Raw genomic sequence first — 18750 nt, 5'->3', positions numbered from 1 at the left:
CAGCGCATAGATGACAAAACCGTGAACATCATAGCTGTAAAAGCTTGATGCGGATTTTGTATTACGAGTTGTGCAAGACTCAGGCCATTCCCTAGGTTAGATGTTTGTAATCTGGCGGACCCTGTTCTTCATCTCAAAGTGAATATAAATACTTGAGAAAGCCCTGATGTCAGGTAAGGAGTACACCTCATAGGGTTCCAATCCAAGAGCCAGGCGAAGGAAGTTCATGAGTATAAGCACTGTTCTGGTGTTGCCGTTTTCAAACGGGTGGGCAAGCAAAATCATTTTACAGTAAAAGATTATTTGAAGCTCGGTTTCAGGGATACTGCGTTCTTCAAAGAAAAGGGATTCACCGTTTATCTGTTGAGTGATTAACCTAATCAAACGGTTTATCTTCGGCGCATTCAACCCGTGAATATTGATTTTTTTGTGTTGTAACAGCTCTTCGGGGAAGCTAAGCCGTAAGGCTTGTGTTTGATGTTGACTACTTTCATCGGTGAAGTATCGAGTTTCCTCGTTACTCAACATGTAAGTGAGTCTGGCTATCGCAATAAACTCCTCTGCGCTGTTCTTCCTATAAGGAGTTATAGCGAAGATGGCGTCATTGTTATCACGGAAGCCATTGTTGTTGGGGCCTGGTTCACTGGAAAGGTGGGCTATGCTTTTGATGAACTCAGGGGTTATCAGCTCCCTCATTCCTTCTGTAGAAAGTTGTAGCAGGCGCTGTTGCATTAAGGAAACCATGCGGTAGCACTCTGGTATACGGGTGCTGTCTTCTTCTGGAATTCCTTTGGGGCCACGTAAAGTCTGGCAAAACATTCTGTGATAATCAGCTTCAGGAACCTGTGACAGCCTGTACAGTCCAAGAGCTGGATTGAACTCGATATGAGCGGCCTGAGCTGATGGAAAACCCAGCGTTAAAAGAATAAGAAGAATCGAGAAGAAACGGCCGTCCATAGCGTTATCCCTATCTATAAGTTCCAATATACAGTTTTGGATTACAGGGAGGGGGGAGAAGTTCCGAATCTGCTGATTATTGGAGCAGATGTTCGACTAAAGTCGTAATCTCCTGATTCCAGCCGACCGGTCCTGGTGCATCGGTTATTTTCAAATTTTTAATATGGCCACATTTTGGTGCGTGCCCGTGATCAGAGCTGATCAGAATTGGATAATCAACAGCTTCGAGCATTGGCAGGTCATTCGCTCCATCTCCCAATCCGATTGTTATGAACCGGGCATCAGGAAACTCTACCTGAAAATGATCTGTCAGCCATTTCACGGCAAGGCCTTTATCTCCACCGCTGGCAACATGATGAAACCGCCCTCCCTGAGTAAGGTGTAAGTCTCTGGCTTTTAACAGTCGATGAAACAGTTCCAGGTTTTCACCAGAGTCACTCCAGATGAGTGGTTCGCTGCAATCCCGTTCTTTGGCTCTTTCAGCCTCTTCCAGGTCAAGCCCGGTGCAGGCAGAAACCTCATTGACTGACATATCTCCAAAACCGGTAAATTCAAGCCCGTATTCCGAGCGAATATTGCATAGGGTTTGCCTGACTTGGGAATAGAGACTCCCGAACACAGTTGTGTGGCACATTTCGCCGGATCCAAGCCCAGAAAAATAGTTATCAGGAACGGATAAACAGCTGCCGTTTTCTGTAGCAAATGGATCTGAGTTGCCAAGCTGTCCCCTGAGATGAGCGGCTTCTGCTCTGGTTTTGCTGGTGTTAAAAATCAAGGGAATACGGTGCTCTTTCAATAGCGCAAGAGCTTCACCGGCAGGTGCTGTGCTGTAGCTGTCATGATCTAGAAGAGTGCCATCAAGATCGGTAAAAACAAGCAGCTTTGTGTCGTTCATTGTTGTTCTGATCACCTGCTCATTGTGTGACTGTCTCTTTGATCGTCGGTTTTTTTTAGGGGAAAAACAAGGGCTGAAGTTTAGAAGAGGAGTTTGGAGAAGGAAGTTTGATAACTAGCTGCAAGTAACTGTAAAGCTTGTTTTTCAGGAGCGCTGTTTTAGGTGGGAAGAAATATAACAGACCCAATATTACATAAAATACCTGACCAAAACAGTCTTTTTCTTCGAATTGATCGCCTGTAATTTAATAGGTGTTCTTACTTACTTTGCATCGCGGGTGCGAAAAAAATGATATGTCTTGCCATGTTGAAAAAGGAGATAAAAAAGCACGCTTGAGTGGCACAAGAGTGAACTCACATCAGGAAAATTTCGTGATTGTGTAGTGAAAGTACTTAGAAAGTATTCCTGATAGCCGTCTATTTTAAGAAAACGACAATAAACGGGTGGTTGTATGTCCTTGTTTCAGCATTATCAGAGCCGTTTCGACTCCACGCAGCAGGAAGAGATGAGCCTGCAGGAATATCTGGATTTATGTAAGGAAGATTCAGGTGCTTATGCCAACGCAGCCGAACGTATGTTGATGGCGATTGGCGAGCCTGAGATGGTCGATACTTCCAGAGACCCTCGGCTGAGTCGTATTTTCTCCAATAAAATTATCAAGCGTTATCCAACCTTTGATGAGTTCTATGGCATGGAAGAAGCAATCGAGCAGATTGTCTCCTACTTCCGCCATGCTTCTCAGGGATTAGAAGAGAAGAAGCAGATTCTCTATCTACTGGGTCCGGTCGGTGGCGGTAAGTCCTCTCTGGCCGAGCGTTTGAAAGCCCTTATCCAACAGGTTCCCTTCTACGCCATTAAGGGTTCCCCTGTTTTTGAATCTCCGCTGGGCCTGTTTGATGATACTGAAGACGGTGCCATCCTGAGCGAAGAGTACGGCATTCCCCGCCGCTACCTGCGCCACATCATGTCACCATGGGCGGTTAAACGACTGCATGAGTATGGTGGCGATATATCCAAATTCCGTGTTGTGAAACTCTACCCGAGTATTCTCAACCAGATAGCAGTAGCCAAAACGGAGCCAGGCGATGAAAATAACCAGGACATCTCAAGTCTCGTTGGTAAGGTCGATATCCGACAACTGGAAGAATTTTCTCAGGACGATCCAGACGCTTACAGTTTCTCAGGAGCCCTGTGTCGTGCCAATCAGGGCGTCATGGAATTCGTCGAAATGTTCAAGGCGCCCATCAAGGTACTCCACCCGTTACTGACCGCAACCCAGGAAGGTAACTACAACAGTACCGAAGGTCTTGGCGCTATTCCGTTTGAAGGCGTGTTACTGGCTCACTCTAACGAGTCTGAGTGGCAGACATTCCGCAACAACAAGACCAACGAAGCCTTTATCGACCGTGTGAACATTGTGAAGGTGCCTTACTGCACCCGTATCAGTGAAGAAGTAAAAATCTACGAAAAGCTCATTGAACACAGTTCTTTGAAGAAAGCGCCTTGCGCTCCAGACACATTGAAGATGCTGGCGCAGTTCACCACCTTGTCTCGTATCAAAGAGCCTGAGAACTCCAATTCTTATTCCAAGATGCGGATTTATGATGGTGAGAATTTGAAGGATACCGATCCACACGCCAAGTCTTTGCAAGAGTACAAGGATTCAGCAGGCGTTGATGAAGGGATGGAAGGCCTTTCTACGCGTTTCGCCTTTAAGACACTGTCCAAGGTATTTAATTTTGACTCATCCGAAGTAGCGGCCAACCCTGTCCACTTGCTGTATGTGCTGGAGCGTGAGATCGAGCAGCAGCAGTTCCCACAGGAAACTCACGATCGTTACATGCGTTACATCAAGGAGTACCTGGCGCCCAAATATGTGGAGTTCCTGGGCAAAGAGATCCAGACCGCTTACCTGGAGTCTTACTCCGAGTACGGCCAGAACATCTTTGATCGGTATATCACCTATGCTGATTTCTGGATTCAGGATCAGGAATTCCGCGATCCGGACACCGGCCACATCCTTGACCGTAGCACTCTGAATGATGAGCTGGAGAAGATCGAGAAACCCGCCGGTATCGCTAATCCGAAAGACTTCCGTAACGAAGTGGTGAACTTTGTGCTGCGGGCTCGCGCCAACAATGAAGGCAAGAACCCAAGCTGGTTAAGCTACGAGAAGATGCGGGCCGTGATTGAGAAGAAGATGTTCTCTAATACGGAAGATCTGTTGCCGGTTATCAGCTTTAACACCAAGTCCAGCCAGGATGAGCATAAGAAGCATCACGACTTTGTGGAACGGATGATGAAGCACGGTTACACGGAGAAGCAGGTGCGGTTGTTGTGCGAATGGTACATCCGGGTTCGCAAGTCTCAATAAGCGTAACAGTGATGTGTAACGCAGCAGGGTAGGCTGAGCCCTCCCTGCCGCTGTTAGGAAAAGCTAGCAGAACACAAAGCTGGAGGCGTTTATGAGCAGCATAATCATAGACCGCCGTCGTAACAGTAAAGGGAAAAGCACGGTGAACCGTGAGCGCTTTATGCGCCGCTATCGCCAGCAGATCCGCAAAGCAGTGAACGACGCGGTCAACAACAGGAGTATCACCGATACTGACAGCGGTGAGGAGATCTCCATTTCTCGAAAAAGTCTTTCTGAGCCTTTCTTTCATCACGGTGACGGTGGGAATAGGGATCAAACACACCCGGGAAACAAAGAGTTTGTAACAGGAGATCGTTTTCCCAAGCCTAAAGGAGGGGGAAAAGGTTCTGGGTCAGGTAGCGGTGATGCTTCTGACGGTGGTGAAGGTGTTGATGACTTTGTTTTCCAGATAAACCGGGATGAATTTCTGGAGTACCTGTTTGATGACCTGGCGCTGCCAAATATGGCGCGTAAAGAACTGAAAGAATCCAATGAATTTTCTTTTCGTCGTGGTGGTTATACCAGTGCTGGAGCACCAGATCGGTTGAACGTTATTCGTTCACTGCGTGGTGCCCACGCACGACGCATCGCCCTTTCTGGTAAGGACCGTAAAGAGATTCGTGCGCTCAAACGTGAATTGAGGGAAATGGAAGTCAGCCCCGACGATACAGATCACTCGCGGGCTGAAGAGATCAAACTGCGCATCAAGGAGCTGAATGAAAAAATCAAACGGCTGCCGTTTATTGATGACTTTGATCTCAAGTTCAACAACCTGATTAAAGTACCACTGCCTTCCAGCAGCGCGGTGATGTTCTGTGTGATGGACGTGTCCGGCTCCATGACTCGTGACATCAAAGACATGGCCAAGCGTTTCTTCTTCCTGCTGTATATGTTCCTGCAACGGAATTACAAAAAGGTGGAAGTGGTGTTTATTCGTCACCATGCTGAGGCTAAAGAGTGTGATGAGCACGATTTCTTCTATGCCCGGGAAACCGGTGGCACGGTGGTGTCCTCTGCCTTAACCCTGACTGACGAAATTATCAAAGAGCGCTACAAGCCTAATGAGTACAACATTTATGTGGCTCAGGCTTCGGATGGAGATAACTGGGAGGCGGATTCACCCAAGTGCTCGAAGACTATTTCTGAGGAGTTGATGCCATACCTGTCATACTTCGCCTATGTAGAGATCACTGACCGTCATCATCAGAACCTCTGGCACGAGTACAAGAAGCTGGAGAAAGCTCACCCTGAGCACTTCGCTATGTCTCATATTAAAGGCCCGGCAGATATCTACCCGGTATTCCGGGAACTGTTTGAGAAAAAGGAGGCAACCGTATGACTGAGTCATCCACTGCCCCCATCTTCACCGGTTCAGAGTGGAACTTTGAGCTGGTGGAAACCATCGACAGCGAAATCGCCAAGATTGCTGAAGAGTTTGGTCTGGACACCTACCCTAACCAGATCGAAGTGATCAGTTCTGAGCAGATGCTGGATGCCTACGCTTCCGTGGGCATGCCGCTTATGTACAACCACTGGTCGTTTGGTAAACATTTCCTGTCTAACCAGAACAGCTATCAGCGCGGTCAGATGGGGCTGGCCTACGAGATAGTGATTAACTCCAACCCCTGTATCTCTTACCTGATGGAAGAGAACTCCATGACTATGCAGACGCTGGTTATTGCCCACGCCTGTTATGGACATAACTCTTTCTTCAAAGGGAATTACCTGTTCCAGGCTTGGACAGACGCTGACTCCATTATCGACTACCTGTTGTTTGCCAAAAACTATATCTCCAAGTGCGAAGAGAAATATGGCATTGATGCGGTAGAAGAAGTTTTGGATGCTGCCCATGCGCTGCAGAGCCAGGGTGTGAACCGTTATAAGCGCCCGGTTCCGCTTTCTGCTGATGAGGAGAAGCACCGCCAGAAAGATCGAGAAGAGTACATTCAGCGTACTTTAAATGATCTGTGGACAACCATTCCTCTGAAATTCCGCAAGGAAGAAAAGGCAGAGCAGCGTTTCCCGAAAGACCCGGAAGAGAACATTCTCTACTTTATCGAGAAGCATGCGCCTCTGCTGGAAACCTGGCAGCGTGAGCTGATTCGCATCGTTCGGAAGATGGCTCAATACTTCTATCCGCAGAAGCAGACCAAGGTGATGAACGAAGGTTGGGCAACCTTCTGGCACTACACGTTGATGAATGAATTGCACCAGCGCGGCAAGATCACTGACGGCTCAATGCTGGAATTTCTGCAGTCTCACACCAACGTAGTATTCCAGCCGGAGTTTGATGATCCCCGCTACAGCGGAATCAACCCTTACACCCTTGGCTTCAATATGTTCACGGATATCAAGCGTATCTGTCTTAATCCTACTGATGAAGACAAACGCTGGTTCCCTGACTTTGCGGGCAACCAGAACTGGGTAGAAGTGCTGGATTACGCCATGCGTAATTTCAAGGATGAGAGTTTTATTCTGCAGTACCTGTCGCCCAAGGTGATGCGGGATATGCGCTTCTTTACCATAAACACCAACGAAGATAATCCTTATCTGGAAGTTGGCGCTATTCACAATGATGATGGGTTCCGTGAGTTGCGTCAGAATCTGGCGGCTCAATATAACCTGGGTAATCTGGAGCCCAATATTCAGGTGTATAGCGTGGATACCAAAGGTGATCGGTCAATGACTCTGCGTCATTACCGTCACAATAAGTGTCCGTTAGATGAAGCGAGCACTAATGAAATTCTGGGTCATATCCAGAATCTCTGGGGCTTTGATGTGAAGATGGAATCGGTCGATGGTGAAAACATCATCGCAACCTACCCACCATCCACAAAGGGTGGAGATAACAAGGCAGCCTAACTGTCGTGATTTTCTCTCTTGTGTTTGCCGGGCTTTATGCCCGGCCTTTTCTTTTCCAAAGCTAGCGGCTTAAATTCTGAAGCAATCTGCGAACTGACGATACGTGACGCCGGCTAACAGTCATAGGCGTTTCTTTGCCCTTTATCTGCAATTCATAGAAGCCCTGCTCGTTGCGGTTAAAGCTTTCAATAGCGTTATGGGCTACGAGTGCATTCCTGTGAATGCGCACAAAGCTTTCTCCCAAGCGGTCCTGCAAGCTTTTCAGAGGCTCATCGATTAGGACTTCACCTTTGCTATAGAGAACCGTGACGTACTTGTGATCGGCATGAAACAGGGAAATATCATCTATGGGAATTAGCTCAATACCTTTGCGCGTGCGTGCAGAGATGTGGGAGTCCTGAGTCGATGGACCTTCGTCGTTCTGTTTGGCACTGAGAGCTGTTAACTGTGAACGGGTCAGACGTTGTGCTCTGTTCAATGCTTCTTCAAGCTGGGCTTGTCGAACGGGTTTCAGCAGATAATCCACGGCCTGTGCTTTAAAAGCTTCAAGTGCATGATCATTGTAGGCTGTGCAGAAAATAACCGATGGAGGTGTGTCCATCGTTGAAATTTCCAGGGCGCAGGCAAGGCCATCCATTCCTGGCATTCTGATATCAAGAAGGATGATGTCTGGAGAATACTGATGTATAAGCTCAAGGGCTTGTTTGCCATCCCCTGCTTCTTCTTCGACCGGCGTGACGCCCTCTATTCGGTCCAGCATGCTGTGCATGCGTTCACGGGCCAGAGGTTCATCATCACAAATCAGCACCTTCATATTGTTGTGTGTGCTCATAGGTTGCTGTTAATTCTTTTGTGCAGCAGAGCTGTTCTTTATTGGACAGTGGAGTTTTGTTTCAAACCAGCTCCGATTGTCACCCTGAAAGACTCTGGTTTGCAAACCAGAGTCGTCTCCGTATAAAGCCTGTAACCTGTCAGAGATATTTTTAAGGGCGATCTTGTTGCCTGATGTAGAGTTATTCACAGTCTGTTCGGGAAGTGTATTGCGCACAATCAAAGTTATGACCTGCTTCTCAATACGAATAGTGATATGAACGTCACCGCCACGTGGATCAGGTTGAATGCCGTGGTAAACAGCATTTTCAAGAATGGGTTGCAGGCAGAGTCTTGGAATAACAACTTCCTGATCACACTCATTAATATCCCATTTCACATTAAGTCTGTCGCCAAAACGCAGTGACTCAATATGAAGATACTGTTTGGCTAGAGCTACCTCTTCCTCAATGGAAATTAAAATGGTGGCCTTATCGAGACTTGCCCGAAACAGGTCTGCCAGATCTTCTACAACCCGCTCAGCAACAGCAGGACGAGTTGCTATCAGGCTGGCAATTGTATTCATACTGTTAAAAAGAAAGTGCGGTTGAATGCGGGAGTGAAGGGATTGAATGCGGGAGTTCAGTTCAGCTTGTTGCTGTCGTAAAACCTCTTTCTGAAGAAAGAAGTAGCGCAAAACTATGGTTCCGATAATCAGTGCAATAATGTTATTTCTGAGAAGTTGCCCGCCTTGCTCCTGCCAGAAGCTAACAGGTACTCCCGCTGGTTGGGGGGCGAGGGATATATTGCCCATCACCCAGATGGAGATAAGCGTGAACATTGAAGTAATAGTGAGACAAACTGCCAGGCAGGCGGCAGTAACGATGGCAGGGTTGGCTTTGTAGAGAATCGGGCGCAGTGCACAGATGATGGCTGCGGACGCCAGAACAATCCACTGAACAAAGAGCGATGTGAGTGACAGACGATTCCAGTCAAAAGTTCCAGAACCTGTCCAGGCCAGCACAAGAACCAGAACAAAAAGCTCCGCAATAACAACAAGCAGAAACACTGCCCTAGGGGAGCAGAGGTTCGGGAGGAAAAAGTTATCTGCGTCGTTGTCAGCCTGACTCATGAAAAAGAGATTCTCATGCGTTATTAGAATTTGTCTTCAGTTATACCGCTATTCAGCAAGCGAAGGAATGCTGGCGGTTGTATAATGGCGCGATAATTATTTCAATATTTCAAATCACGGGGCAATGAAGTCATGAGCGATAAGGCAAAATCAAACCAGCAATGGGGTGGTCGGTTCAGTGAGCCAGTTGATGAGTTTGTTGCACGATTCACCGCTTCGATTGATTTTGATAAGCGCCTCTATCATCACGATATTATGGGTTCAAAAGCCCATGCCCGTATGTTGAGTAAGGCAGGCATTCTTACTGCGGAAGAACTGGAAAGTATTATTAATGGTCTCGTTGATATTGAGGGCGAGATTGAGCGAGGAGAGTTTGAATGGTCGGTAGCTCTGGAAGATATTCATATGAATATCGAAGCGCGCCTGACAGAAAAAATAGGTATTGCTGGTAAGAAACTTCACACAGGTCGTTCCCGTAATGATCAGGTAGCTACTGATATTCGCCTGTGGTTGCGTGATGAAATCGATAATATCGTTTCCGAACTGGATCGGCTGCAGAATGGTTTGACGGAACTGGCAGACAAAGAAAACCACACTATTATGCCCGGCTTTACCCATTTGCAGGTTGCCCAACCCATTACTTTTGGGCATCACCTGAGAGCATGGCGGGAAATGCTGATAAGAGACTCTAGTCGTATGCGGGACTGCCGTAAGCGTATGAACCAGAGCCCTTTAGGCTCTGCCGCGCTGGCAGGTACAACTTTTCCGATTGATCGTAACTATACTGCTGAGCTGCTTGGTTTTGATGCACCAACAGCCAACTCCCTTGATTCGGTCAGTGACCGGGACTTCGCTATTGAATTCTGCTCTGCCAGTGCGTTGATTCTGACCCACCTTTCCAGAATGTCTGAAGAGTTGGTTCTGTGGACATCCCAACAGTTTGATTTCATTGAAATGCCAGATCGCTTCTGTACAGGCTCTTCAATCATGCCTCAGAAGAAAAACCCTGATGTTCCAGAGCTGGTGCGTGGAAAAACTGGTCGGGTAAATGGCCACCTAATGAGTCTGCTGACTTTGATGAAAGGCCAGCCTTTGGCGTACAACAAGGATAATCAGGAAGACAAAGAACCACTGTTTGATGCTGTGGATACGGTGAAAGATTGTCTGCGTGCTTTTGCCGATATGGTTCCCCATATCAAGTCCAAGCCAGAAAATATGCGTGCGGCCACCAAGAAAGGCTTTGCTACTGCTACCGATTTGGCTGACTATCTGGTGAAGAAGGGCGTGCCTTTCCGTGAAGCACACGAAATTGTGGGTAAAGCTGTGGCTTATGGTTTGAATGAAGGGAAAGATCTTTCAGAAATGACACTGGATGAACTTCAACAGTTCTCAGCAGTTATTGAAGATGGTGTGCAGGATGCACTGTCTCTGGAAGGTTGCGTTTCCGCCCGTGGGCATATTGGTGGAACAGGCGAACACGCTTGATCAGTGAACAAAAATAAAAAACCTGAAGTGTTATCACTTCAGGTTTTTTTTGTGACTTATGATCTCTAAGACGCTTTACACGTACACAGGGAAGTCGCCTTTCACGACCAGAATATCTTCCATAATCAGGTACTGTAGGTCAGAACCAAAGAACATATTCAGGGCGTCAGTTGGAGTACATACAACCGGCTCACCACGACGGTTCAGGGAGGTGTTCAGTACCACACCGTTGCCGGTGAGTTTTTCCATCTCTTCCATCAGGTTGTAGTAACGATCGTTCATGCCGGGCTTCAGCGCCTGTGCACGGGAAGTACCGTCTTCGTGTACAACTTCAGGTACACGGGTCTTCCACTCTTCATTCACTTCGAAGGTGAAGGTCATGTAAGGCGCAGGGTGATCGACCTTGAACATTTCCTTAGCGGTACGCTCCAGCATGCTTGGACAGAATGGGCGCCAGCGCTCACGGAACTTGATCTGCTCGTTGATGCGATCAGCAATGCCGGGATGGTTTGGGCAGCCAACAATGCTTCGGCCACCTAGTGCGCGAGGGCCAAATTCCATACGGCCCTGGAACCAGGCTACTGGATTACCTTCGTGAAGAACCTTGGCAATGTTCTGAGGAACATCGCTGATTTTCTTGAACTTGGGCTTCTCTTCGTGAGCTTCACAGGCCTCGATAACCTGCTCGTTGGTGAAGGATGGGCCGAGATAGACGTGTTCCATCTTCTCAACTTCCTTACCTCGGGCGGTAGAAACATAAGCAGCGGCACCAATAGCAGTACCAGCGTCACCGGAAGCAGGTTGCACAAACAGTTCTTTCACTTCAGGGCGGGCGACAATCTTCTGGTTCAGCTTAACGTTCAAAGCACCACCACCGGAGAAGGCAATCTTGCCGGTTTCCTTGATGATGTCGCCGAGGTAGTGGTCCATCAGACCCAGAACAACCTTCTCGTACAGAGCCTGAATAGAAGCTGCGTAGTGGATGTAAGGATCGTCAGCTACGTCACCCTTACGGCGAGGGCCAAGCCACTCGATCAGTTCAGGAGTGAAGTAGAAACCCTTGCCGTTTTCTTTGTAACGACGCAGGCCGATAACGTTGGCCAGCTTGGTGTTGATCTTGAAATCTTTGCCGTCGAAATCGATCAGGCGGCTCAGGTCATACTTATCAGGGTCGCCGTAAGGCGCCATACCCATAACCTTGTATTCACCGTCGAGCATATCGAAGCCGAGGTATTCGGTGATTGCACCGTACAGGCCACCCAGGGAATCTGGATCGTAGAATTCCTTGATCTTGTGGATCTTGCCGTTTTCACCGTAGCCGAAGAAGGTGGTGGCGTATTCGCCTTTACCGTCCACGCCCATAATTGCAGTCTTCTCTTTGAAGCCGCTCAGGTGGTAGGTGCTGGAAGCGTGAGCCAGGTGGTGTTCTACAGGTTCGAACTCAAACTTGCCCCATTCAAAACCCAGGCTTTCCAGCATGGTGCGAATGTTGCCAACGTAACGACGGTAGCGACGGTTACCATTAAATAATGCGTCCAGAGCACGATCTGGGGCATACCAGTAACGTTTGGCATAGTGCCAGCGGGCTTCGCTAGACAGGCTAATAGGTGCCATTGGAACGGCAACGATATCTACATCAGAAGGCTTGATGCCAGCTTGCTGCAGTACAAACTTGGTCGCTTCCAAAGGCATTTTGCCTTTTGCATGCTTGTCCCTAATCAGGCGCTCTTCTTCAACTGCCGCAACGAGTTTGCCGTCGATATAAAGGGCGGCTGAAGGGTCGTGGCCAATGGCCCCGGATAAACCAAGAATGATCATGGATGATTCCTTATTACGTATCCCGATCGCTATATAAACGTCGAATTATAGATTCAAAGAGTGCTGCAACTTTAGGCGAACTTTCCCAATTGCGAGCAAACCTTTTTACATCCTGTTGATGAACCGTACGAAATTTTTTAGGGTCTTTATAAGACGTCATCGCATCCAAATCAATTAATGATGGTTCATCATTAATTAAAAGAATGTTTGTGGCTTTCATATCACCATGAAAAATCAGCGCACGCTTAAGACTTATAAGCATGTCGCCAACTTTATCTCTAACGTCTTCACAATTCTCCGGCAGTGTATCTTGATTGAACCATTCCAGAAGGTGTGGAGATGGTTGAAATCGAGTGACAATATAGCTGCAGGTGGTAATTGGCCCAAAGCGGTTCTCTTTCATAGCCAGTGGCGTGGGAGTATTAACACCCAGCATGTCCAGAAGATGTCCATTTACCCAGCTGATACGTGCACGAGATTTTGTCAGGCAGCGCAGATACTTGTGTAGAAAACCTTTCTTGCTTTTATAACGCTTAACAAAAACCTGAACACCATTATCAAGTGTGACAATAGAAACAGTGTTGGTTTTACCCCGCTTTAGGATTTTCCCAGCTTCAATATAGGGTTCTGGATTAGCGAGTAATGCCTGTAGCTCTGGTGAGTCTTCGTTTTTATCTACAGAGATAAACTCGTGCCAGCTTTTTGAAACTCTAAACTGTGTGCAGTTTCGTAAAGACTTTTGAACGAAACGTTCCCGCCACTTTCTCTTTTGCTGAACAAGCTGTGAGAAGCGCTCCAGTGAAAACTCTTTAGTAAATGTGGGAGCTTCCTGACTGTATGTACTCCATAAATCCGGTATGAACTTGTCATATTTGGGATAAAGAACGGCTTGAAACAGGGCGAGGTTTTCAATGGCTTCTTGAGACGGTAGGACCTCGGATACTCTTGCACCACCGCCATCAATTAGAAACAGCTCACCTTTGTGCAGGAGAAGATTATCCAGATGAATATCATGCTGGCATACGCCCACTTTATGCATAGATGCCAGTATGTGGGCAATTTGGGTCAACCAGTGACTTCTATTTTCATCGGTTAGCGCTTTATGCCATTCCTGCTCAAAGCTCTCAACTGGCTCAAGGTATGTCGTTGCAGCAATGCTGAGTTCTTGATTTGAGCAATGAGCCACGAGCTCTGGCGTGTTAACTTCAGAGTTTATAAACCCGTTAATCCCATCCAGTTCGCGTTTGAGATCGCGCTCTGCCTTTTCTCCATAAAAGCATTTTGCGACGACTTTCCGGCCATTTAGGTCGGCTTTAACAACCAGCCGCTTACCGGGCAAAAAGCGGAGAACAGATTCACACGTCAGTTCTCCAATACCGGAAGACAAAAGAAAAGGAGCTTCAGGTGCTTTCTTTAGTGCAGGAAGCGAATTCGCAGAAACGGCTGGCAGAGAAGCGTTTATGGTTTCTGTCATTCCCGCCCCTCAAAGAAAGCAACAATACGACGAATCATCTCTTTATCTTTGGCTGTTAACTTGTCGATTTGGCGGTAGAGCTTGAAGAAACGCAATCTCTGAGTGCGGGTAAGCTGATATTTAGCAACTTTGTCGAGACAGGCCAGGTCTTTAATGATGCGATATTTCAGGAAAGGACCAAACCAGCGTTGCCCGGTTGGGCAGTCGATCATAAAGACGCCGGGATCTTCAAGATTGTCGTTAACAAGAATATTGCGCCATTTGAAGTCGTTGTGAGCAAAACTATAGGCGTGTAGCTTGCGGGCATAGACAGCGACTTTCGCGGCGACTTTATCCATCCAGACCCGGTTCTCAAGCTCAGAATGCTTGTTCTCAGCCATAGTCCATAGGTCTTTAGTGTTAGGAAGAGCTACGGTAACCAGTACTCCCCTTCCAGCTCGAGTAAGAAAGCGCTCCTCTCCATAAGCCGCCAATTTGGCTGCAGGAATACCCAATCGTTCAAATAGCTTTAGGTTATGCCATTCACCTCGTAAGCGACTTTTACCAAGCCAGCTGCGCAAACCTTTCGTAGCATGAAAGCGCTTTACGTAAAACATTTCGCCATCAACAGAATGGCGAAAAACCGTGCTCTCTGAGTCGTATGTGACAGGGCTACCAACAATGGAAAGTGATAGAGCTTTGTCTAGAGACGAGAACTCTTGGCCAACCGAAGTGTTTCGATATTGTGGCGCAACAGTCCAGCGAGTTTTGCGAAGGATACTCATTGTGGCGTCCCCCACTTGCGCTGGGCGCGGTCGTAAAGCTTTTGGGCTTTATCTTCCAGACCTTTCCAGAGCCAGTCGTACTGTTTGAATGCTTCTCGCAAAGGCAGCCCGGTATAAACCCGGATAAAGCGATAAATGTCCCGGCGGGTCAGGCCGATATCCAGTGCAGAGTGGTAAATACCGGCAATATCCTTGCGAACCCAGCGTCTTGGAGTTTCTTGCCTGAGTTGTGAGCGGTGTAGATCTATCAGTGAAACCGTAAAGTTATCCGGATCAACATTTTCTACGCCATTTGGAATAGCCAGCAGGAAGTGGCAGATATAGTAATCCCGGTGATTCACACCATTTGTATGAAGTAAGCGACTAACGCCCGCCACTTTTTCAATCAGCTTCTTTTTCAAGCGGAATGCGGGAGGATGTTCTGGCCATTTGGCACAGAAATCTTCAAGACTGATCGTATTGATCAAATCTTCAGTAACAATAAATGAGTTCTGCTTTGCTGGGTTGCAGCCTTTGTTGCCATAAGCAACGGCCGTCATGGTATCAACCCCAAGGGATTCCAGCTTCTTTATTGCGAGGTATTCGTTTTCCGCGCCCAGTACCGGCTTGCGAAAGCGAATGTAATTTTCAATGATTTCTTTCCAGCCTACGCCTCTGTGTATTTTTACAAAGAAGCTTTTACCGTCCTGTTCAAAACGCAGGGTTTTGCGAGCTTCCAGTTGACGGAAAATTTCTCCGTCTAACTGTTCGACCTTTTCAAACGGGTCAACATCCTTCCATGCTTTCTGGAAGTCCTCACGAAGGTACAGCACGTTTAATGTGGCTCCCTGTTTTTCAGTGTGTTGCCCGTGCTTTCAATAATTTCAGCAGCGCGTTCCGGCAGGCTGTAAATATCAGCTGTTTGAGCAAAAGACAGAGCGTTCTTCTGCCACTCCTGTTTCTGGTCGGAGCTCAGCATGGTGGCCAGTCTGTTATTCAAGTCGCTCTGATTAAACGGTGATGGAACCACATCACCTGCATTAGCATCGGTTATGTAATGGGCGTAACCACACACATCAGTACAAAGCACGGGCAAACCTGCCACCAAAGCTTCCAGCAAAACCGTTCCTGTATTTTCGTTGTATGCCGGGTGAATCAGCAAATCTGCTCCAACAAGAAAACGGGGAATATCATCCCTGCCCTGAAAGAAGGTTATCTGACTGCTGATGCCAAGGGTTTTCGCCTGGGCTTTAAACAATCGGGGATCATCCTGCCCAATAATAAACAGTCGGGTTTTATTGCGAAGCTCTTCTTGCAAACCCTTGATTGCCAGCAGCGATCGATCTACACCTTTGGTTTTGAAGCCAGAGCCCACCATTAAAACCAGATGCTCATCATCCGCAATTCCGAACTCTTTCCGGAACTCTGCACGAATATCATCAGCATTTTCTGGGCGCTGGCGGTCTCTTGAAATGCCAGGAGGCAGGAGATGCAGGCGTTGATCAGGAGTGCTGTAATGTTTCTGGAAAATGGGTTTCTCGTTGGCGGAAATTAGCAGCGATACCGTGTTGGAATCGGTTCCGAAAACAGCTTTCTCATTGGCAGAAAAGTGTCTGTAACGGCTGGAATATTTGTACCAGCTTTTACGCAGGTTCGTGGCTTTGTGCTCGAAGCAGGTGTCGGCGGCGTAGTAAACATCCAGCCCCGGCATTTTGTTAAAGCCTACGACAACGTCAGCAGGGTTATCGTTAAGCTGACCTTTCACCCAACTCTGAAAACGATTGTTGCGGGTCTGGGCCGTAAAAGAAAATGGCCGGTGCGTATGAATTTCAAAACCGTCTGGGCGCTCGCCCTCCCAGCCCATAGTGTAAACAGTGATCTTATGACCAGACTGCTGACAGACCTTGGCAATACGCAGAAAGTCTCGCTGTAACCCACCAAAGGGGAAATATTTGTAGAGAATAAATGCCAGCTTCATTCAGTTACTGCTTGTCTGTGATGTTGTTATGTCTTCAGGCTCGAGCTGTTTTGCCAGTGCCTGCCAGACAATATCAGGAGTCATCGGCGCAAAAATGGCCGGTTCTACATTTTTTAAAGATTCGTTCTCAGGGCAATCATTCAGAGTCAGGTGAACCTGCTCTTTGCCATAGGCTCCAACAAGAACCGGACTTGTTGGCCCGTAAAGAGAGACAGCAGGAATTTCGAGGGCTGCTGTCAGGTGGCCAAGGCCAGTATCAACAGCCACAACCTTTGCTGCGCCAGCTATAACGGAAGCCACATTGCGCAGGCTCATTTTTGGAAGAACGTGAACTTTGTCGCTGGTTTTTGCGATAAGTTCGGCTCTCTCTTTTTCCTTCTCATTACCCCATGGCAGGCACACGTTATAACCGTTTTCTGTCGCCTTTCTGGCAAGTTCATACCAGTAAACGTCTGGCCAGTGTTTATCTACCCATGTTGTTCCATGAACAAAGACCAGGTATGGGTTTGCAGGGCGAAAGTTTCCTGTGTCTTCAAACATCTCTGCTTTCAGCTGAAAGCTTCCTTTCTCTTCAGGAAGCTCATAACCCAACGTTTTGGCGAACAGTTGTCGTACACGCTCAACAGCGTGCTGGCCTTTGGCGACAGCTTGAGGGTGAGTGTAAAAGCGAGCCGCTAGAGGCTCTCTGGCAGAATCTTTATCCAGACCATAAATGGGAGCTTTTAAGCCTCGAGTCAACAGAGCACTTTTTAGCAGCCCCTGAGCATCAATAACCAGATCATACTTCTGAGACTTAATTTGATCGCGGAAGTTTTTCCATTCTCCATTTTTCCAGGTTTGGAGAATATTTTTACGCCAACGGCGGATGGCGACCGGGATAACCTTATCCACAGCAGAGTGCCATGTAGGAATTTCAGAAAACCCTTCTTCCACAACCCAGTCAAACCGAATGCCGGGAATAGCAGCGCAGGCATCGGTAATTGCCGGCAAGGTATGAATCACATCACCAAGAGAGCTGGTTTTGATAATCAAAACTCTCATTCACTGCTCTCCTGTACAGGCGTTGCCTTTCCGACAAGTTCAGTCAGAGCATCGAGAGCAAGCTGTGGCTCAAGTTTATTAAGGCAATCCAGATGCCCCAGTGGGCACTCACGTTTAAAGCAGGGGCTGCAATCCAAACCTAAGCGAAGAATCTTGTGGTTCTTGTTCAATGGCGGAGTAAATCCGGGAGATGTTGAGCCGTAAACAACCACGAGGTTACGTCCAAGTGCTGCCGCAATATGCATAAGACCAGAGTCATTACTGACTACAGCATCCGCGCAGGAAAGCAGGTCTATGGCTTCTGCTAGGCTGGTTTCACCAGCAATGTTGTGAACAGACGATCGGTATTCTTCAGGAAGCAGAGAGATGATTTCATCATTGCCGGGCTTGTCTTTGGCTGAGCCAAACAACCATACCTGCCAGCCTTCGTGCAGTTTCTGTTTTGCAACTTCTGCATAATGACGTTCTGGCCAGCGTTTGGCGGGGCCAAACTCTGCGCCTGGGCAGAGGGCCAAAACAGGCTGGGTACAGGTCAAATTGAGACGCTGGCGAGCTTGATCACGATTTCCTGTATTGGCTTTCAGTGCCGGGCTGGGTAACTGCTCTGGCAGTTGTGATACTGGTGGAAAGGCCAGGGCGATAAACCGCTCAATCATTAGCGGGTAACGTTCTTTATCCAGCTTGCGAATATCGTTCAGAAGACCAAAACGCATTTCCCCACGCCAACCGGTGCGTTTAGGAATTTTGGCAAAGAAAGGAATCAGGGCAGATTTCAGGGAGTTAGGAAGAACGATTGCCTGATCATATTGTTCTTTGATCAGAGAGTTGCCCAGCTGCTTACGTACGCCAATTTCCAGTTTTCCATGTCCGAGAGGCATATCCAGGCCGCGCCGTACCTCAGGCATACGTTCCAGCAGAGGAGCGCTCCAGGCAGGGGCCAGAACATCAATAGTGGCTTCTGAATCCTGGTTTTTGATGGTGGTGAACAGGGTCTGGGCCATGACCATATCACCTACCCAGGACGGACCAATAATCAGATACTTCACATTTTTCCCTGAGTTTTTCTTTCCGCTAGTCTTATTGCGGAATAGCAGACGCTACCGCCCGCCAGAGTTGCGTTATACCAACGCTCCGGCTCACAG

15 protein-coding genes are annotated in these 18750 nt (G+C 47.8%); 4 read left to right on the top strand and 11 right to left on the bottom strand.

Features of this window, described 5'->3' with window-relative positions:
- Positions 1-96: 96 nt before the first annotated feature.
- Together ACY2RR_RS22485 and ACY2RR_RS22480 are read right to left on the bottom strand one after the other, a co-directional pair.
- Positions 97-957 carry a hypothetical protein gene (locus tag ACY2RR_RS22485; RefSeq protein ID WP_490110440.1) on the bottom strand — a complete coding sequence of 287 codons (861 nt, stop codon included), beginning with the start codon at positions 955-957 and terminating at the stop codon, positions 97-99.
- Between the two features lie 76 nt (positions 958-1033).
- Positions 1034-1852, bottom strand: coding sequence for an HAD-IIB family hydrolase (locus ACY2RR_RS22480; RefSeq protein WP_490110439.1), 819 nt, complete (start codon positions 1850-1852; stop codon positions 1034-1036).
- A gap of 451 nt (positions 1853-2303) precedes the next feature.
- Here ACY2RR_RS22480 and ACY2RR_RS22475 point away from each other — a divergent pair, with 451 nt between their 5' ends.
- The 3 genes from ACY2RR_RS22475 (at position 2304) to ACY2RR_RS22465 (ending at position 7127) form a co-directional block, all read left to right on the top strand.
- Positions 2304-4226, top strand: coding sequence for a PrkA family serine protein kinase (locus ACY2RR_RS22475; RefSeq protein WP_490110438.1), 1923 nt, complete (start codon positions 2304-2306; stop codon positions 4224-4226).
- Between the two features lie 91 nt (positions 4227-4317).
- Positions 4318-5604 (top strand): YeaH/YhbH family protein, encoded by a 1287-nt coding sequence (locus ACY2RR_RS22470; RefSeq protein ID WP_490110437.1) that lies wholly within the window; start codon positions 4318-4320, stop codon positions 5602-5604.
- Entirely contained in the window at positions 5601-7127 is a 1527-nt protein-coding gene (locus ACY2RR_RS22465) for a SpoVR family protein (protein ID WP_490110436.1), read from the top strand. The genes ACY2RR_RS22470 and ACY2RR_RS22465 overlap by 4 nt, the downstream gene beginning before the upstream one ends.
- Positions 7128-7188: 61 nt before the next feature.
- On the opposite strand, the gene ACY2RR_RS22460 is transcribed toward ACY2RR_RS22465, so the two are convergent.
- Complete coding sequence (locus ACY2RR_RS22460; RefSeq protein ID WP_490110435.1) at positions 7189-7959, bottom strand: LytR/AlgR family response regulator transcription factor; 771 nt, start codon at positions 7957-7959, stop codon at positions 7189-7191.
- Between the two features lie 9 nt (positions 7960-7968).
- Positions 7969-9069, bottom strand: a complete 1101-nt coding sequence (locus ACY2RR_RS22455) for a sensor histidine kinase (RefSeq protein WP_490110434.1) — start codon at positions 9067-9069, stop codon at positions 7969-7971.
- Between the two features lie 132 nt (positions 9070-9201).
- On the opposite strand from ACY2RR_RS22455, the gene argH reads away from it, so the two are divergent.
- A complete protein-coding gene (argH, locus tag ACY2RR_RS22450; protein ID WP_490110433.1) occupies positions 9202-10554 on the top strand; it encodes an argininosuccinate lyase in 1353 nt (450 codons plus the stop codon).
- Between the two features lie 75 nt (positions 10555-10629).
- Here the strand turns inward: argH and ACY2RR_RS22445 are convergent, their stop codons facing one another.
- The 7 genes from ACY2RR_RS22445 to waaF are packed head-to-tail and all read right to left on the bottom strand — an operon-like array spanning position 10630 to position 18654.
- The gene (locus ACY2RR_RS22445; RefSeq protein WP_490110432.1) at positions 10630-12372 is read right to left on the bottom strand and encodes a carbamoyltransferase family protein; all 1743 of its coding nucleotides are present in this window, start codon (positions 12370-12372) and stop codon (positions 10630-10632) included.
- 13 nt (positions 12373-12385) lie between these two features.
- Positions 12386-13846 carry a lipopolysaccharide kinase InaA family protein gene (locus tag ACY2RR_RS22440; RefSeq protein ID WP_490110431.1) on the bottom strand — a complete coding sequence of 487 codons (1461 nt, stop codon included), beginning with the start codon at positions 13844-13846 and terminating at the stop codon, positions 12386-12388.
- A complete protein-coding gene (locus ACY2RR_RS22435) occupies positions 13843-14610 on the bottom strand; it encodes a lipopolysaccharide kinase InaA family protein (RefSeq protein WP_490110430.1) in 768 nt (255 codons plus the stop codon). The genes ACY2RR_RS22440 and ACY2RR_RS22435 overlap by 4 nt, the downstream gene beginning before the upstream one ends.
- A complete protein-coding gene (gene rfaP, locus ACY2RR_RS22430; protein WP_490110429.1) occupies positions 14607-15422 on the bottom strand; it encodes a lipopolysaccharide core heptose(I) kinase RfaP in 816 nt (271 codons plus the stop codon). The genes ACY2RR_RS22435 and rfaP overlap by 4 nt, the downstream gene beginning before the upstream one ends.
- A 2-nt stretch (positions 15423-15424) precedes the next feature.
- The gene (locus tag ACY2RR_RS22425) at positions 15425-16567 is read right to left on the bottom strand and encodes a glycosyltransferase family 4 protein (protein WP_490110428.1); all 1143 of its coding nucleotides are present in this window, start codon (positions 16565-16567) and stop codon (positions 15425-15427) included.
- Positions 16568-17608 carry a lipopolysaccharide heptosyltransferase I gene (gene waaC, locus ACY2RR_RS22420; RefSeq protein ID WP_490110427.1) on the bottom strand — a complete coding sequence of 347 codons (1041 nt, stop codon included), beginning with the start codon at positions 17606-17608 and terminating at the stop codon, positions 16568-16570.
- The gene (gene waaF, locus ACY2RR_RS22415) at positions 17605-18654 is read right to left on the bottom strand and encodes a lipopolysaccharide heptosyltransferase II (RefSeq protein ID WP_490110426.1); all 1050 of its coding nucleotides are present in this window, start codon (positions 18652-18654) and stop codon (positions 17605-17607) included. The genes waaC and waaF overlap by 4 nt, the downstream gene beginning before the upstream one ends.
- Positions 18655-18750: the final 96 nt, after the last annotated feature.

It is taken from the genome of Parendozoicomonas sp. 2304DJ65-17 (genome assembly GCF_058148445.1).
The sequence above is the reverse complement of the archived record's forward strand: the minus strand, read 5'-3'. Positions and strand labels throughout refer to the sequence as shown.

Excerpts from the sequence above, each read along its gene's own strand:
- ACY2RR_RS22485 (WP_490110440.1), bottom strand. The coding sequence starts at position 957 with ATGGACGGCCGTTTCTTCTCGATTCTTCTTATTCTTTTAACGCTGGGT.
- ACY2RR_RS22480 (WP_490110439.1), bottom strand. The coding sequence starts at position 1,852 with ATGAACGACACAAAGCTGCTTGTTTTTACCGATCTTGATGGCACTCTT.
- ACY2RR_RS22475 (WP_490110438.1), top strand. The coding sequence starts at position 2,304 with ATGTCCTTGTTTCAGCATTATCAGAGCCGTTTCGACTCCACGCAGCAG.
- ACY2RR_RS22470 (WP_490110437.1), top strand. The coding sequence starts at position 4,318 with ATGAGCAGCATAATCATAGACCGCCGTCGTAACAGTAAAGGGAAAAGC.
- ACY2RR_RS22465 (WP_490110436.1), top strand. The coding sequence starts at position 5,601 with ATGACTGAGTCATCCACTGCCCCCATCTTCACCGGTTCAGAGTGGAAC.
- ACY2RR_RS22460 (WP_490110435.1), bottom strand. The coding sequence starts at position 7,959 with ATGAGCACACACAACAATATGAAGGTGCTGATTTGTGATGATGAACCT.
- ACY2RR_RS22455 (WP_490110434.1), bottom strand. The coding sequence starts at position 9,069 with ATGAGTCAGGCTGACAACGACGCAGATAACTTTTTCCTCCCGAACCTC.
- argH (WP_490110433.1), top strand. The coding sequence starts at position 9,202 with ATGAGCGATAAGGCAAAATCAAACCAGCAATGGGGTGGTCGGTTCAGT.
- ACY2RR_RS22445 (WP_490110432.1), bottom strand. The coding sequence starts at position 12,372 with ATGATCATTCTTGGTTTATCCGGGGCCATTGGCCACGACCCTTCAGCC.
- ACY2RR_RS22440 (WP_490110431.1), bottom strand. The coding sequence starts at position 13,846 with ATGACAGAAACCATAAACGCTTCTCTGCCAGCCGTTTCTGCGAATTCG.
- ACY2RR_RS22435 (WP_490110430.1), bottom strand. The coding sequence starts at position 14,610 with ATGAGTATCCTTCGCAAAACTCGCTGGACTGTTGCGCCACAATATCGA.
- ACY2RR_RS22425 (WP_490110428.1), bottom strand. The coding sequence starts at position 16,567 with ATGAAGCTGGCATTTATTCTCTACAAATATTTCCCCTTTGGTGGGTTA.
- waaC (WP_490110427.1), bottom strand. The coding sequence starts at position 17,608 with ATGAGAGTTTTGATTATCAAAACCAGCTCTCTTGGTGATGTGATTCAT.